The organism is Halorubrum salipaludis, from assembly GCF_002286985.1.
GTDB classification, from domain to species: Archaea; Halobacteriota; Halobacteria; order Halobacteriales; family Haloferacaceae; genus Halorubrum; species Halorubrum salipaludis.
In genome coordinates this window covers 101,973-116,671 of the sequence record NZ_NSKC01000010.1, presented here as the reverse complement: position 1 = coordinate 116,671, position 14,699 = coordinate 101,973, and the positions used below count along the sequence as shown (strand labels likewise).

At 58.6% G+C, this 14,699-nt stretch carries 16 protein-coding genes; 5 read left to right on the top strand and 11 right to left on the bottom strand.

Features of this window, described 5'->3' with window-relative positions; translation table 11 throughout:
- Window positions 1-239: 239 nt before the first annotated feature.
- The 5 genes from CK500_RS14825 to CK500_RS14805 form a co-directional block, all read right to left on the bottom strand.
- Window positions 240-656, bottom strand: coding sequence for a hypothetical protein (locus CK500_RS14825; protein ID WP_095637987.1), 417 nt, complete (start codon window positions 654-656; stop codon window positions 240-242).
- A gap of 74 nt (window positions 657-730) precedes the next feature.
- Window positions 731-1,393 (bottom strand): DUF6735 family protein, encoded by a 663-nt coding sequence (locus CK500_RS14820; RefSeq protein ID WP_092907631.1) that lies wholly within the window; start codon window positions 1,391-1,393, stop codon window positions 731-733.
- Window positions 1,394-1,460: 67 nt separating this feature from the next.
- Entirely contained in the window at window positions 1,461-1,841 is a 381-nt protein-coding gene (locus CK500_RS14815; protein WP_095637986.1) for a hypothetical protein, read from the bottom strand.
- 91 nt (window positions 1,842-1,932) lie between these two features.
- The gene (locus CK500_RS14810; protein WP_095638006.1) at window positions 1,933-2,121 is read right to left on the bottom strand and encodes a hypothetical protein; all 189 of its coding nucleotides are present in this window, start codon (window positions 2,119-2,121) and stop codon (window positions 1,933-1,935) included.
- Between the two features lie 139 nt (window positions 2,122-2,260).
- A complete protein-coding gene (locus tag CK500_RS14805) occupies window positions 2,261-3,133 on the bottom strand; it encodes a biosurfactant protein 1 (RefSeq protein WP_095638005.1) in 873 nt (290 codons plus the stop codon).
- A 136-nt stretch (window positions 3,134-3,269) separates the two neighbouring features.
- Here CK500_RS14805 and CK500_RS14800 point away from each other — a divergent pair, with 136 nt between their 5' ends.
- On the top strand, window positions 3,270-3,821 hold the full coding sequence (locus CK500_RS14800) for a DUF7342 family protein (protein ID WP_095637985.1): 552 nt from the start codon (window positions 3,270-3,272) through the stop codon (window positions 3,819-3,821).
- Window positions 3,822-3,837: 16 nt separating this feature from the next.
- A complete protein-coding gene (locus CK500_RS17830) occupies window positions 3,838-4,326 on the top strand; it encodes a hypothetical protein (RefSeq protein ID WP_095637984.1) in 489 nt (162 codons plus the stop codon).
- On the opposite strand, the gene CK500_RS14790 is transcribed toward CK500_RS17830, so the two are convergent.
- Both CK500_RS14790 and CK500_RS14785 read right to left on the bottom strand, forming a co-directional pair.
- Window positions 4,323-5,249 (bottom strand): transcription initiation factor IIB, encoded by a 927-nt coding sequence (locus tag CK500_RS14790; protein WP_095638004.1) that lies wholly within the window; start codon window positions 5,247-5,249, stop codon window positions 4,323-4,325. The two genes, CK500_RS17830 and CK500_RS14790, sit on opposite strands and share 4 nt — an antisense overlap.
- Window positions 5,250-5,493: 244 nt before the next feature.
- Window positions 5,494-6,051, bottom strand: coding sequence for a hypothetical protein (locus CK500_RS14785; RefSeq protein ID WP_095637983.1), 558 nt, complete (start codon window positions 6,049-6,051; stop codon window positions 5,494-5,496).
- Between the two features lie 247 nt (window positions 6,052-6,298).
- Between CK500_RS14785 and CK500_RS14780 the strand changes: the two genes are divergently transcribed.
- Window positions 6,299-6,778: an ArsR/SmtB family transcription factor gene (locus tag CK500_RS14780; RefSeq protein WP_233139204.1), complete on the top strand. Its 480-nt coding sequence runs from the start codon at window positions 6,299-6,301 to the stop codon at window positions 6,776-6,778.
- Here the strand turns inward: CK500_RS14780 and CK500_RS14775 are convergent, their stop codons facing one another.
- Entirely contained in the window at window positions 6,779-7,906 is a 1,128-nt protein-coding gene (locus tag CK500_RS14775) for a hypothetical protein (protein WP_095637982.1), read from the bottom strand.
- A 211-nt stretch (window positions 7,907-8,117) separates the two neighbouring features.
- On the opposite strand from CK500_RS14775, the gene CK500_RS14770 reads away from it, so the two are divergent.
- Window positions 8,118-8,909 carry a helix-turn-helix transcriptional regulator gene (locus tag CK500_RS14770; RefSeq protein WP_095637981.1) on the top strand — a complete coding sequence of 264 codons (792 nt, stop codon included), beginning with the start codon at window positions 8,118-8,120 and terminating at the stop codon, window positions 8,907-8,909.
- Between the two features lie 282 nt (window positions 8,910-9,191).
- Here CK500_RS14770 and CK500_RS14760 read toward each other — a convergent pair whose 3' ends face one another.
- Window positions 9,192-10,325 (bottom strand): homing endonuclease associated repeat-containing protein, encoded by a 1,134-nt coding sequence (locus tag CK500_RS14760; RefSeq protein WP_144049564.1) that lies wholly within the window; start codon window positions 10,323-10,325, stop codon window positions 9,192-9,194.
- Window positions 10,326-10,537: 212 nt separating this feature from the next.
- Entirely contained in the window at window positions 10,538-11,437 is a 900-nt protein-coding gene (locus CK500_RS14755; RefSeq protein WP_095637979.1) for a DNA-binding protein, read from the bottom strand.
- Between the two features lie 730 nt (window positions 11,438-12,167).
- Between CK500_RS14755 and CK500_RS14745 the strand changes: the two genes are divergently transcribed.
- Window positions 12,168-12,662 carry a redoxin domain-containing protein gene (locus CK500_RS14745; RefSeq protein ID WP_158224049.1) on the top strand — a complete coding sequence of 165 codons (495 nt, stop codon included), beginning with the start codon at window positions 12,168-12,170 and terminating at the stop codon, window positions 12,660-12,662.
- Window positions 12,663-12,809: 147 nt separating this feature from the next.
- On the opposite strand, the gene CK500_RS14740 is transcribed toward CK500_RS14745, so the two are convergent.
- Window positions 12,810-14,696 (bottom strand): PAS domain S-box protein, encoded by a 1,887-nt coding sequence (locus CK500_RS14740; RefSeq protein ID WP_158224048.1) that lies wholly within the window; start codon window positions 14,694-14,696, stop codon window positions 12,810-12,812.
- Between the last annotated feature and the right edge of the window lie 3 nt (window positions 14,697-14,699).

The window sequence follows — 14,699 nt, the reverse complement described above, 5'->3', positions numbered from 1 at the left end:
GAACGTGACGTAGTAGTCGAAGACGGCGCCGGCGTGTGGGTCCGCGCCGACCAGGCGGTCGAACACCGTCTTTCCGGTGGCCAGCGCGTCGTCGTGCGTCGATGCCTCTACCAGTGCGTAAATCACCATGTGCATCTCGAACACCTCGAAACGCCGACGCACCGGGAATCGTTGCTCGCTCCAGCTGCGCCGGCACCCATCGCCGGCGCTCGAAAAACTCTCCTCGTGACGGCGGATTCTTAGGATTCGTCCGCTCGTTCGACAGTGATGGTCAGGTCGCCCGACGCGTAATCTGCCTCGAAGTCGACCGCGAACGCATCCGCCTCATAGGCGGCGTGGTAGGCGCGGTGGCGTTCGAGCGAGCCAGTCGCCTTGAAGTGGAAGAATGCGGCCGCCGTGTAGGGCTTGCTCTGTGTTTCGACCTGCGACTCGACGGATGCGGGGAGCGCGATCTGGGGCGTCTCCGTGTCGATACTCGCAGCGAACTCCTTCGCTTCCTCGACGGTTGCTTGCGAATGTGCCGGTGTCTCGCCGGTGAGCACGTTCACCGGGGTTTCCGTCTCGTCGGTGAACAGGACGCCTTCGAAGGTGTGTGTCCCGAGGATTGCCTCGGGATCCAACTCGCAGTCGTGAAACGGGTCGTCGTCTGAGGTCATCGAATCACGAGCCTACGGCGGGGCTCACCCATTCCGACCCCTGAAAAACAGCAGCTGCCACGAAGCAGATCGAACTAGGAGTGGTTCAGACTCGCCTTCTCGAAGGGTGATTCTCCGGTTGGAATGAGCAGCTCCTGTCGGTCCCCGACCCGCTCAGCGAGCTTCCGTTTCAGGTACTGTCTCGCCGTCGACGGCGTGAAGACGCCCTTGTCGAGCATGTCGCCGACGACGTCTTTGAGGGCTGCGAACTGGCCCTGCAGGTGGCCGTCGCCGACCGGCTCGCCGTCGTACCAGCGCACCGTCGCGAGCGCGCCGTTCCCGACCGTCTCTCCCTGTTCGACTGTCTCCGAGTCGTACTGGAGCCCGAACCACAGCGTCCGATAGGCGGTCACCTCGAATGTCGTCGACACCACGAAGAACGCCTCGTGGTGGAGGTAGTCGAGATGGTCCGCGACGATCTCGTCGAGGGTGAGCCCGGTGGCGCGGGGTTTCGGCTCGACGACCGTCGACGGTCGATCCTCGCCAGCGAGGTAGCCGTCGACGGCATCTGCCTCGAGGCCATCGGCCAGTTCCGCCAGTAGCTGTTTCGCCCACTTGGAGTCGGTGTCGTCGCCACCGAACGGCGATTCAGCCGAGATTCGGTGCTTGAGCTTGAGGTTCGCTGCGCCCCAATGGCTGTAGTGGAGCGTGTACTGTCCGTCTGTGCGTTCGTACGCAACGAGTGCGCGGTGTCCCATCGAGCAATCACCTCACGGGGCGACTGCGACTGGATCGCCCCGCACCCCTCTCGGGGGACGAACAACGCTACTCGTCGATCGGGTCGGGGGAACTGAGGTCCGCGTGGAGGACTTCGCCATCGCGAACGACGTACCGCTTGGCCAGGACTGGGAAGCGGCACTTGGTGAACCCCGCCGCCTGGATATCGAGTTCTTCGTCAGCTTCGAGGTGGTCGGCGAGTTCTCGCAGGAATTCGTGGGTCACGATCCCGCCTTCGTAGTCCGGGAGGCCGTTCTCCCGCGTCTCGTACACCTCGAAGTCGTCGTACCCCCAGATGGTGAACTCTCCGTCTTCGGTCACCTCCCAGTCGAGCGTTCCGAAGCAGTAGCTCTCACAGAGCTCGCGGACTGCCTGTGGATCCGATACGATCGCGCCGGTCGACGTCGTCGCAGCTTGCAGTGTGGCCATATCTGGACTTCACGGGGTCGCCCCCGCACCCCTGTCGGGGGCGATAAACCGACGCGAGAGGTGCCTCCCGAGGCGTGGCCGGCGACGCCAGTTAGGAATCTGCGTGGGCGTCCGCTCCGGTTCCGTCGCCCGGCCGCGTGAGAAGGCTCACCTCCTTCAGGAGGTCTCTCGCGGTCTCGACTCGCTCTCGATCCGCGTCGTCCAATCGATCGATGTCGAGTCGGTTGAGATTGCTGAGAATACGATGCATCCGGTACCCTTGTTTGAACTCTTGCTCCATCGGAAGCGCCTCACCGATCGCCGGCGCGGATAGACTCCCCATCGAGACTGGCGTCGGGCTTGCAGGGGATCACGGTATTAACCAACGAAACCCGGAGCCATCTGTAGAGATGTTGGTTAATCGACGCTCAGTACTGGGGCTACTCGAGATTGGGTCCGTAGCGAGCCGAGCCACACACCCGACACTCCCAGATCGGTTGTCCCGTCCACGCCTCATCCGGGACCGACTCGTGGGTCTTGAACCGATGGTCGGTCGCCCGTCCACAGGTTTGACAGTCGAGTTCCTGAGTCGTCGGTACCGACGACTCTTGCCGATCAGCCCCAGCTTCGCCGGCGGATTCGGTCAGCGCCATCGCTGGAACCAGCCACACTGCGTCGTCGAGGACCGCGTCGAGACGCGACGCGCCGCGGATGCCGTCCCCACGCTGGTCGTATAGCCGCGTCGGGGCCTGTTCCTGACGCTCCGACGCTTCCTGCCCGTGCCACCCAGTCCGGTCACGGGCGGCACTGAGAAGCCGCTCTCCCTCCTCTGACGACACCTGTACCGCGTCGGGGAGTGAGGGCCATTGCTCGGCCAGCTGGCGCGCCGGCGCCTCGTCGAGATCGTAGATGAGCGTGTAGTCGTCGACGGCCGGCTCCGCCTGGTTGGCAGAGAGGAGGTTCGCCGCGGCGCCGCCCTTTGCGACGGCGCCGTAGAACGTGGTCGACTCGACGACCAGGTGGACGATGCCGAGGCACGTCGTCGACGCTGTCTCGTTCGTGCTAGTGGCGTCACTCCCGAGATGGTTAGTGAGACAGAACCGGCATTTCGTCTGGCTGTCTGGGACTGACGCCCCACAGGACCGGCACTCGCCATCGGCGGCCGTCGGCGCATCAGGGTAGCCACCAGCGCTCGTCGCGACGCGTTGCCGCCGGGGAGCACCCTCACAGCCGTCATCCAGCCTCGTGTCCGGAATGTGGGACGCCTCGCCGGTCGGCCGCAGTTCTGCAAAGTCAGAATATCGGTTGTGCATCGGTTGGCTCATAGCTTCTGTCGGTTTCGTATTTCAACGTCCGGACGCCTTCGCTCGCAACGGCTTCTCGATTATGCGAGAGAGTACAAACATATATGGGAGTATGGCGCGAACACTGTTGCAAGAGGTGCTAAGCATGTCCGAATCCTCGCGAGATGGGGCCCAATCGTGGACTGAGTCGATGAGTGCCCGCGACCGTATTCGGGCGGTCGCCGAGACGCTTCGCGAACCGCGGTCGGTCAACTGGATCAGCGAGCAGGCTGACGCCGCCTGGAGTACGACCAACGAGGAACTCCAGGATCTCGTCGACCAGGGCCAGCTGCGTCGCGTCGAGGCCGGCGAGACCACGCGCTATCAGCCGGACTACACGCGCCTGCTCTTCGAGGAAATCCGAACGCTCATCGAGGAAAACACCCGCGAGGAGCTTCGCAACGAATTGGCCGCGATCACCGAGGAGATCGAGGAGTGGCAGGCGACCTACGACGTCGAGACGTGGGAGGAGCTCGAACAGTCGCTCGCCGACGGCGACCTCGCAAGTGCCGAGCTCCGGGACCGCCGTGACGTCATCGCGTTCTGGCGTGAGAACGAGGAGGATCGCCGCCTCATCAAGCACGCACTAGAACTCTACTCCGACGTCGAAGCCGCCCGCAAACAGATGACCGACGTGGCTGACCGCGCCACGAGCTAATCCTTTCTCTCACAGAATGATCTTTCTTGCCGGTCGCGACCGCTATACACAGCGGACCCTCCTCCGCGACGTTCACGACCGATTGACGAACCAGCCAGGGTGTGAGGATGTACGCTATCGCCCGTCTCGACGCCGACCCCGGTACATCATCGCCGATGTCGATCCGACAACCTTCCTGAGTGACTCCTACGATGTGGCGACCGCACGACTGGAGATTCGCTTCTGGTACCCCGCCGGCGTCGACCACGAATACTACCGCATCAACTGGGTCGAACCGGACCGAAACCTGATGCTCGGCTTCCACCAAGACGCCGACCATCCGGATCTTGGGCCCTGTCACATCCAACTCAACCACGAAGATATGCCGGTCGATCGGCATAGCGCCACGTTTCTCGATGCGCATCCACTCGCGGTCCTCGATGACCGACTACAGCAGTTCCCGGCAGCAGTAGAAGCGATTAACTGGGAGAACGGGACGCCTTCGCTCCCCACTTGGCCGGTCTAGACAGCGAGTTCATCGAGCGTCTCGTGATGCGTCCGGACCGTCGTTGGCGTGACGTTCCCTGTCTCCGCGACGTCGCTTTGCGTCACCCACTGCCCATGTTCTTGACCCGCCTTGTAGAGGCAGGCTGCTGCGAACCCAGCCGGATGGACGCCCGTCGTGACGCCGTGCTCCTCGGCCTGTTCCGCGAGGGCTCGGGCCCGCTGTCGGATTTCGTCCGGACACTCGAGGTCCGACGCGAGGCGCGGCACGAACATGCTAGGGGAGACGGGCTCAGCGAGGAGGCCCAGCTCTTCGTTCAGCGTTTTGTACGCGTTCGTGACCCGTGACTCTGCCACGCGGGCCATCTCGCTGACGTCGTCCACTAACCGCGAGAGGCCGTTGCACCGGCAGGCCCCGTAGACGCTGGCCGCGGCGATGGCCTCGATGGATCTGCCACGAAGCAGATCCTCGTTCTGGGCGCTCCGGAAGAGCTGACACGCCTGGTCGCGGACCGAATCGGAGAGTTCGAGGGCACTCGCCAACCGACGCACTTCGCCCAACCCGTGGGCGAGATTCCGTTCCGCTTTCGACCGCCAGCGCCCACGGGTCTGCTCACGGCGCATCCGCGCGAGTCGCCGTCGCTTCTGCCCGGAGATCTCGTTCCCCTTCGCGTCGGTGCCGCGACCGATTTCCGTCGACAGGCCGCGATCGTGGCGAGCCGCAGTGAGTGGAGCACCCGTTCGTTCGCACTCCTCGTCGTCGTACACCCGCCACTCAGGCCCGTGATCGATACGCTGTTCTTCGATGACCAGGCCACAGTCCTCGCAGACCGTTTCGACCGTGTTCGTGGTGACCCGGCCGTTGCACTCGGGACACTGGTTCGCACTCGATTCCGTTCGGACGTCCTCGTCGAATCCGCTCTCGTAGATGTCTCTGGTTGCCATCGTTCTCACCGTATTCAGGGAACCCGCCAGTACAGCGAGCCCTTCACCCATTGAGGGGACAATAAACTCAACGCAGGGTTGAGGTGCTGACACCGGCAGTAGGAGAGATCCCTCAAATCAGATCGCTGTCTACAGTAAGAATTTGCTACTCAGGACATGTGCCACTTTATTGTTTCAAGGCATTCGAGTCACCGAAGCAAATCCCAAAATAATCGGCTCGTGAAGTGTGTACAGACAAGTGATACTAATCAGACGAGATCTCAAAGGCACTTTCAAGTGCTGCATCATTGGGTAGCCCGAAGTAGACAAATCGGTACTTGCCGGGTTTTAATTCTTTGCAGACATAATATGGGCCGATTGAAAACCCGATTGGAGACACAGTGAACTCCCAAGTGAATCCATCACTTGGGTCGTGATCGACTGCTTGGGCATCTAGAAGCACATTACCTTTGGTCGAAAAAATGTGATTCCACTCACCATTATCATTCTTTTGAATTGCGTAATGATCACGAGATCCAGTCCTCTGCGACTCGGAGGATATATTTTTCAAATGGATCGAGATATCCTGACCAAGATTAACTGATACAGGCTCTATTTCCAATGAGAACTTTTCGTTCGTTCCTTTCTTGATTGTATATTTTTGATCCAGATCGGTAGTAAGCAGCGCCAAGTCACTATCACATTCTGGGGGTGTCTGTTGGGTCATGGTCTTCGTTTTCTGATTTGCTAACTGTTCCGCTTGGCTGAGACAGCCACCGAGTGTTGTGGCCCCGAGTGCAGCGAGGACTGTTCTGCGGCGCATAGGTACCGATACGAGCGTCACATACTTATGACTCGCCCAGGTTCAAACAACCGCTTTAGCTTGGCCAACACTGATTTTAGTTCATATCGTGGATCTCAAATAAGGAGTGTTTGAGCACAATATGCCAGGTGTATTTCCTTATCGGCCTTCGACAGGGGGAGACGACCAAAATCCGAAACTAGTCGAAATTAATGACGATTCTGCCGAAAAGATATTCAAATCGTTATCTTCTGAATCGGCTCGTTCAATGTTTGATTTGCTCTATGAGGAACCGCAGACCGCGAGCGATATCGCAAAATCACTCGATATGTCGGTCCAAAACGCAAAGTATCACCTTGATAAGCTTGAGGAGGCTGGACTCATAGAAATTATTGATATCTGGTATTCAGATAGAGGGCGTGAAATGAATGTGTACGCACCTACTAGTAGTTCGATTATATTATTTGCCGGTGCCTCGAACGAGGAACGTTCTCTGCGCAAGATTCTCAAACAATCACTTGGAATCACTGGCATCCTTGGTATTGCGAGTTTCCTCTTTGGTTGGGTACTTAGTAACCTTAGGCCAGAAACAATCGTTGATACGGATACGGATCCCTCAAATCCTGTCTTGGTTATGAAAAGCCTTGTTCAGTTTCTCGCACTCCCCGAGATCGCATTCCTGCTTGGCGGGATCTTTGTCATATTACTCACTCTTGGAGGGTGGTACTTAACCACCCTTCCGGATTAACTACCGAGTCCTCCACTGAATCCCAAGGTTGTTTGCCATTGAATGGGCTGTTGAACCGACAGCCTCTGAGGCTCCCGTTGCTTGGGTGGCGAGAGAAACCATGAAGAGGTAGTAATTTCCTTCAAAGTAGTCACGGTCGTACACTGGCCCACCAGAATCTCCGGATTGTTGCTCGTTGGATACATGCAGAAGACTGCGTCTCGTGACGCTCGTGCTGCAGTAATTGTCCAAGTATTCTTCGATTACGCCCGTGGTTGGACCGGTAGTGATGCCGCGCTTACGGACTTCGAGATTATTCGCCATCATATCGTCAATACCGTTACTATCCACATATCCCTCGATATAGCCGTTTTCGTCGACAATCGTGTCAGTAAAACCATCGCGCTGCGGTTGTCCTTCCTGATCATCAGCCTCAATATTTGTGAGAGCGGCGTCGTAGTCCTGGAAGTGGTGTTTTACGTGTCCGTAGTAGTCGTCACTTTGATAGGCGTTTTCACCTGTTGGATCTTGGGTAGAGCAGCTATCCTGTACATTCGGATCATCAACCCACAGGTGACGCGCACCCATTAGATAGAGATTGCCACCGTAGTCCACTCTCGCAGTCGAGGTGGCAGTACCCGTCGAACTATTCTGTTCAACGCCTCCTGGAACCGGATCGTAGTTTCCGTTGTAGTAGGTGTCTTGGTATTCTTCCCGGCGTGTAATGGCAACTGGCACTCCATCGACCTCTTCTGGAATGTCCGCATTAGTTCCCTCAGAACGGTCGACATGAACTCTGACTTCGAAAAATCGATAATTGTCGACAGCTGCGTTGCTCGGACCGTAACCTACTCCCAGGATTCCGGATGACTCTTCTAGGCGGTTGAAGAGTAACTGCTGTCCTCGACGTGCTCGCTCTTTCTGTTCAAACCATTCTTTTGGAACCTGTTTAGTCCGAACAGGTTCTCCCTTCGACCGATGAGTGACGATTCGAACACTATCCCTGCTAGGAGCGGCTTGAGCTTTCCCGATGGCCGTGTTGAGCCCTGCTCCAGAGATGCCGATGGCTCCGAGTGATTTCATGAACTTTCGCCGGTCTATTCCCCTGTTTGCTCGGACTGATCCGAGCCGAGATTGGTCTTCTGTCATGGGTTAACACCCACCAAATAGAAAGTATGGGGATATTATTTCGCTATCTATTTAGCCAAACCAAAACGATGAGTGGAGGCGAATTTGTTCATAAGCGCTACAATATTGCTAATACTCATCCGGTAATTATAGCCAACCACTCTATTGGATAATACAAAATTCGATTCGAAGAGGGGAGAGATTTATCCAGTTTCAATATAAACTTCCGGTTATGTCCGGTCCCCGAGTAACGGAGCTGTTAAACCACCTTGCACACAGAGGAGATGTCCTGAAGAGTCTAGAAGAAGGACACTCTGACAGCCGTGAAATTGCAAATAAAGCCGACAAATCTCGGTCTTCGGTTGATCGAGATATTCGTCTTCTCAAAGATGATGGTTACGTCAAAGAGCATGTCGGTGATTATCAGCTAACGCAGTTTGGTAGATTTGCCCTCCAGGTATACCAATTGGCTGAACGCCTGGCCTATGCTGAACCTATTGGTCAGTATCTCCCGCCTGAGGCTCCGTTTGCTCTTCTGAAGGATGCTGAAGTCCGGGAAGCAAGCGGGACGCTTCCACAACGACCTATCGACCATGTTGCTGAACTCCTTAGAGAAGCACAGGTGGTCAAAATCGTTGCGCCTGTTGTCTATCCCTCTATCACTACCGAACTTGTCTCACGGCTCCAAGATGGAGGAATAACTGTAGAGATTCTTATGACCGAGGACGTGCAAAATGAACTTTGGACCACATTCCCTGATGAGATGAAAGCGTGCATGAAGAGTAGTTCCTGTACGCTTCAACGAACTAATTATGAATTGCCGTTTGGGATGGTAATCCTCGAGGACAACACCCTGTGTCTGGGAGTATATGATGATTCTATGCGATTGCTTGGGACAATTACGACCAGCTCAGAGGATGCTGTAGAATGGGGAATCAGCACCTATCGCAAGCACCGAAAAGAGAGTGAAGAGATATTCTATCGTGGAGGAAGCCACAATTCGAGTAAAATATCTACTAGATAATATTGCTCAATCACAATCATGTTGCTGAATCCGTTCCGGGAGCCCGATCCTTCCGCAGATGGGAAACTCCCGAAGGGGTGTAGGCGGCAGGTCGTTCCAGGCGTCCAGAGCAGCCGCTAACTGTGCCTCGACGATTGGCGAGTCGGTCGTTCGGCGGGCTTCGCGAATGTGAATGCGAAGCCGTTCACGGGCCGTGAGTGTCGTGTCATCAGTCATATTGGGACGGGATAGCTGGTGGCCCCGCCACCCATCGCCGGGGCAGAGCAACACCACAGGACACGGTTAGCGAATATCGGGCTGGAGCGGAGCGAACTCCTCCCATAGCATATGGTGGCGCTGACAGAGCGTAATCAGGTTTTCAAGCCGGTTCGACCGTTCGTAGTGGAGGACGCCGTCGGCATCGATGAATGCGCCAAGCGGCGTAATGTGGTGGACGTTCAGGTCACGATCCCAGCGCTCGCGATGGGTCTCGCGGTTGATCGGACAGCCCGGCATCTGACACTCGAAGCCGTCCCGTTCCAGCGCGCGTTTACGCTGTCTGTACCAGTTCGGCCCGTACGAAATGTCTCCGTAGCCGCCCTTCCAGAGCGGATGCTCTGGACCGCTTGGCCGGCCGGGATACTCGAACCCGGCTGCTTCGATGGCGTCCTGCCAGGTCCCATACCGGCGGGCGTAGGATCCAACTGAGTAGCGACCAGAGTCACGCATCTCGATAGTTGATGGGACGTGGCCTAGCTCATCGGCCAAGCGCTCGATCTCCCGATGGAGCTGTTCTTCACTGATACTCCATTGTTTGTGGGGCTCGAATCCAGCACTGCGTAACGCGTGATTCCAGCCGCCGAAGCATCGCTGGGCGACTTTCACCGACCACGCTCCGTGCTGTTCCATCTCTTGGGCCTTCGGTGGCCGTCCGAGTTCTGCAGCGAGGTCCTGAATCGCCTCGATGACATCCTCCTTTGTGGCGGTCTGCTGTATGGTAGTCTCTAAGTTGGCTGCTCTGAGGCCCTCGTTCCACGACCCGAAATGAGTCTGGACTGCGTTGGCCGAGACACGCCCCAATTCTCGCCACTCATTTCGTGAGGGTGAATGGCCGATCTGGCTGGCGACCCGTTGTAGCTCCTCGATGATCTCTGCGTCGCTATATCCGTTTGTTCGAGGTTCAAGTCCGGCAGCTTCCAATCCCTCGTCCCAGCTCCCAAACGTTGAGCGCACTGCGCCTTTTGTGAATTCAGTCTCTTCTTCGATCTCCGGTTGTTTTGGAACTCGCCCCTTCTCTTCGGCTAGTCGCTGCAGTTCGTCGATGATCGTTTCAGCAGGTACCGATACCTGGTGGGAACGCATATGTCCGGCAATCTCGACATTCGTTTCGAACGATTCCCCGCAGATGTCGCACGTGTAGTCTCCTTCGACTTTCATGCGTAGCTCCGAGCATTGGGCACGCCCGCACCCCTCGTGGGGTGGGACAAACACGCCCGGTCGCGCACTGTTTCCCCCGGTTTCAGGGATAAATCTCAGACCGGGTCTCGAGGTCGTGGCTGCGCGCGCAGCGAAGCGAGCACGGAGCGGAGGGTGGGGCGGCGGGGCTTGGGTCGGTCCGGCACACAGCAAAAAAAGGCAGCTCCGACTGGCTATGCTTCCCACCAGCGGCCGCGCTCCGGGAAGTGGATGATGCTCCACCCCGTCACCGCCACCGAGATCCGGCCCTCGTACCAGTTCGTGGCCGCTTCGTGGATGCGCACCTTCTCGCCTTCTTCGATCCACGGCGCGTCCGATGCCTTCCAGATCGTCACCTTCGTTTGCCCGCTCTCGTCCGCGATCAGCCCGACTTGCTGGATGGCCGGTGAATCACTGTCCCAGAGGGTCTTCACACGGCCTTCGATCGTGACCGTGCCGCGATCGACGTCCTCAAGCGCGTCGATGGGCACGGTGCCCCCCCGGGCCGTCTGCAACTCCTCGAACACCCGCACGACCGCACTCGTCATGTCCGTGCCGTCGACGACTGCTTCGGCTAGGCGTCGACTGATCGCTGCGCGCGACCAGCCATCCAACCGCGTTGCGAGTCGGTCCGCTTCCGTGTTTACCGTCGCCAGTTCATCCTGGGAGAGCTCCGCCCGAGGATCATCCCGTTCGGGGTCGGCCATCGGGTCCACGCTCGCGGCACGCTTCTGGAACTCCCGGCGACGCTTCGTACTTCCTTGCGAGGCGACCTCCCGCGTGCGCTGCTCTCGACCGTCTTGTGTTCCCAGCTCGGCCTGGGCACTGATGCGCTCCAGTTCGGCTTCCCGCGCCCGAATGCGCTCTTCCTGTTCGAGGGTGACGCCGTGAATCCGATCATCGCTCGTGTCCGCGATCCCGTCCGGGTGGTTTGCATCCACCTTCGCCTGCGTCTCCTGCTCGACCGCCGCCTCGAACTCCGGCGTCTCGTCGACGACGGGGAACCCGTCCTCATCGACCGCCTGCTCGCCCGCTTTTTCGAATGCCTGTTCATCGACCGTAACGACCTTCTGACTCGAGTTGTTACTAGACATTGGTACTCACTTGTACCGTTGAAGGCGCTCAGCGCCCGACACCGCGATGCTGCTACATCGCGGTTTTCCGACGACAACGACCGACAGAACCATCTGCGCGCTCTCGCTCGCGCCTTCGCGAGCGCCCTACCGGGCGCGAGCGAGAGCGCGCCTGCATGAGGTAGCCCCAACCAGCACCGCGCGCCGACCCGCCCGGAGCGAGCGGCCAGCGCATTCCCCGTTCGCCGCGACGCAACAACGTCCGTCGCGGTCGGCTTCGCCGAGGTCCGGAGGACCCGAACGGGTGAAGCGCTGGCGCCGAGGGCACATTTACTTTAGCCCGGAACGGGCGCGGGCGGTGCGGAGAGCGCCCGCACGCCCGGAATGGTCGGTCGCGAGCGACGCGGAGGGCGGCAGCGGCGAGCGGGGCGAGCCGGTACGTACACCTGTTCAGCCGGCTACGTCGCTCGGTGGGCCTTCCACTGTCCTGGCGGACTCAGAAAGGGCGAGGCCGTCTCGGTCGTCCCCCGACCCCGCAAGCACCGCAGGCACGAGGCGCGCAGCGGCGGTTGCGGGACGTCGAGCGGCCGAGGGCTTTTAGGAGTCGTCTCTGTCGACGACGCCGAGCACGTTGGTGATTCGGTGGGCTGGCCGGGCCGTTACGTACGGGAACCCAATCTACGGAGGTGTTATGAAAATTGTGAGACAGTCCCGTGACAACTATTTTCAGACTCGCATCCGTCATACAAATATGGTTCAGGTAGGGGACACAGCGCCAGATTTCACACTGACAGGAACCCAAGGTGACGAAGTTCGGGAGTTTTCGCTATCTGCGTTCGCTGCTGGAAGACCTGCTATGCTGGTATTTTACGTCTATGATTTCAGTCCCGTATGTGCAGACCAGATGTGCGAGCTGAACGATATGGAGATGTTAACGTTCAACGACGAGATTGCGGTCCTAGGGATATCGCCGGACGGACCGTACAGTCACCAACAGTTCATCGACCGAAACAACCTCTCGTATCCACTCTTGACGGACGAGGAAAAGCAGGTGTATGACCAGTATGAGATGCTTGAGGAGACGACCGCGGGCAAACGCAACCAGAAACGAGGGATCGTCCTGCTTGATGCCGACCGCACCGTACGCTATCGATGGGTCGCCGACGACAACTGGGCGTCGTGGGACATGGAACCGCTCAATGAAGCCTACGAGATCAGCCAAGAGCTCGGCAGCCCTAACAAGTAGTATTAGAGCAATCGAGACACAACCTACTGACTGATTGTGTCGCCGTATTACCTCCAGAGCTCACTAGAATATTGGTATATGGACACGAGATGTCGGGCAGAGACGAGCGTTCAGATCTCCTCATCACACCCCGGATGCCGAACTGAATCAAACGTCTGAGATTTCGAAGCGGGCGCCCCCATCGCGACCGGCTGTGACGTCGATCTCCCACCTGTGGGCCTCGACGATTCGTTTGACGATTGCGAGCCCGAATCCGGTGCCGTCCTGGTTGGTCGTGTACCCGCTCTCGAAGATGTCGTCTCGTTCGTCCTCCGGAATACCGGGGCCAGTATCTTCGATGTAGAAGCCGTCGTCGAGGGAGCCAACCCGAATTGTGACCCCGTCGCCGCCATGTTCGATCGCGTTCCGGTACAGGTTCTCGAACACCTGGATGAGTCGACTGTGATCCGCGTCGATCTGGACGCTCGACTCGACCTCGAGCGAGGCAGATTCAGTTGCGACGTTGTTCCAGGCTTGGTTAGCGAGTGTGCGAAGCGCGACCGGCTGTGTCTCACCGACGGCATCGCCTTCGCGAGCGAGTGTCAACATATCCTCGATGAGCCGCTCCATCCGATCGAGCGCGCGGTCGATGGCCTCGACGTGGTCTATCTCGCCAGTCATCTGTATGAGCTCTAACCGACCTTGGGCGACGTTCAATGGATTCCGGAGGTCGTGCGAGAGGATGCTGGCGAACTCTTCGAGCCGGTCGCGTTCGCGTCGAATGGTCGCCTCGGCCTCGATGCGCTGGAGGGCGGTCGTCACGTGCGTCGCGAGCATCTCGGCGACCTCTTCATCCCGTTCGGAGAACGCTGCTGGCTCGTGCGCAAACGCTTGTACTACCCCGTACTCCCCGAGGGGTATGCTCAGCAGTGCTCGTGGCTCCACAGGATCCGCGTCCGGCAGTGATCCCCCATCCTGAAGCGGGGACTGTGCTGCCGAGCGCGTATCCGTCAGATCGTCGAGTCGGAGCACCTCACCCGACTGGTAGCTCTGCCCCGCGTATCCGATAGTTGCGGATATGGGCTGACACTCCTCGAGGGACTCGTGGTCCGAACTGGCGGCCAGCACGAGCTGGTCGCCGTCCGCTATCGCCACGCGGGCGACAGCCGCCGGGAAGACGTCAACGACCCCGTCTGCAGTGCGTTGATACACCTGTTCTGTGGATGCTGCGCTGGTGATCTCGGTTGCAACCTCGTGTAACTGTGTGACTTTCGACGTGTGGTCACGGAGCTGCTGCTCGGCTGCTTTTCGGTCGGAGATGTCCTGAATGACGCCCGTGAAGAGGTGATCGTCGGCCACGACGTATTCGCCGAAACTGATTTCGACGGGGAATTCCTCGCCGTCGGCACGTAGCCCGGCCAATTCGAGGCCGTCCCAGTCGACAGTTCGGGTCCCCTGGGAGCGGTATTGAGACAGCCCCTCGAGATGCGCTTCACGGAATCGGGCGGGCATCAGCTTCGTCAGCGGTTCGCCGACGAGGTCCGTGGTGGGATAGCCGAAAAGGACTTCAGTCGCATCGTTCGCGTACCGAATTGTACTATTCTTATCGATCGAGATGACCGCGAACGACGAGTTCTCTGTGAGCGCTCGGAAGCGGTTCTTCGACAGTTCGAGTTGGTTTTCCCGCGCTTGCAGTCCCGTCGCATAGTAGCCGAGAAGTACACCGGCGGCCATGAAGATGCCAGCGCCATTGAGATTCAACACGACCGGTTCACCGGCTGGGACCTGTTCCAGCGAGATGATGAAGACGAACCAGAGGTTGACGGCCACGCCGACGATGGCGCCGCCCAGCGTCCACTTCGAAAGTTGTCTGATACGGGCCACTGGTGACGTTCTGGTGAGCCATATCCCGCCGACGATGAGCCCGATACCGACGACGAACGGGGCCGCTACCTCAATGAAGTCGATAAGGGGATCGTCGGTGTCTGTCGCGGCTCGGGCGAGTGTGAGCAGGAGAAGCCCAAATCCAAGAATGGCGACCGACCATTGACTCACTGT

Coding starts and splice junctions, on each gene's coding strand:
- CK500_RS14825 (WP_095637987.1), bottom strand. CDS start 656: ATGACCTCAGACGACGACCCGTTTCACGACTGCGAGTTGGATCCCGAG.
- CK500_RS14820 (WP_092907631.1), bottom strand. CDS start 1,393: ATGGGACACCGCGCACTCGTTGCGTACGAACGCACAGACGGACAGTAC.
- CK500_RS14815 (WP_095637986.1), bottom strand. CDS start 1,841: ATGGCCACACTGCAAGCTGCGACGACGTCGACCGGCGCGATCGTATCG.
- CK500_RS14810 (WP_095638006.1), bottom strand. CDS start 2,121: ATGGAGCAAGAGTTCAAACAAGGGTACCGGATGCATCGTATTCTCAGC.
- CK500_RS14805 (WP_095638005.1), bottom strand. CDS start 3,133: ATGCACAACCGATATTCTGACTTTGCAGAACTGCGGCCGACCGGCGAG.
- CK500_RS14800 (WP_095637985.1), top strand. CDS start 3,270: ATGTCCGAATCCTCGCGAGATGGGGCCCAATCGTGGACTGAGTCGATG.
- CK500_RS17830 (WP_095637984.1), top strand. CDS start 3,838: ATGATCTTTCTTGCCGGTCGCGACCGCTATACACAGCGGACCCTCCTC.
- CK500_RS14790 (WP_095638004.1), bottom strand. CDS start 5,249: ATGGCAACCAGAGACATCTACGAGAGCGGATTCGACGAGGACGTCCGA.
- CK500_RS14785 (WP_095637983.1), bottom strand. CDS start 6,051: ATGCGCCGCAGAACAGTCCTCGCTGCACTCGGGGCCACAACACTCGGT.
- CK500_RS14780 (WP_233139204.1), top strand. CDS start 6,299: ATGTTTGATTTGCTCTATGAGGAACCGCAGACCGCGAGCGATATCGCA.
- CK500_RS14775 (WP_095637982.1), bottom strand. CDS start 7,906: ATGACAGAAGACCAATCTCGGCTCGGATCAGTCCGAGCAAACAGGGGA.
- CK500_RS14770 (WP_095637981.1), top strand. CDS start 8,118: ATGTCCGGTCCCCGAGTAACGGAGCTGTTAAACCACCTTGCACACAGA.
- CK500_RS14760 (WP_144049564.1), bottom strand. CDS start 10,325: ATGAAAGTCGAAGGAGACTACACGTGCGACATCTGCGGGGAATCGTTC.
- CK500_RS14755 (WP_095637979.1), bottom strand. CDS start 11,437: ATGTCTAGTAACAACTCGAGTCAGAAGGTCGTTACGGTCGATGAACAG.
- CK500_RS14745 (WP_158224049.1), top strand. CDS start 12,168: ATGGTTCAGGTAGGGGACACAGCGCCAGATTTCACACTGACAGGAACC.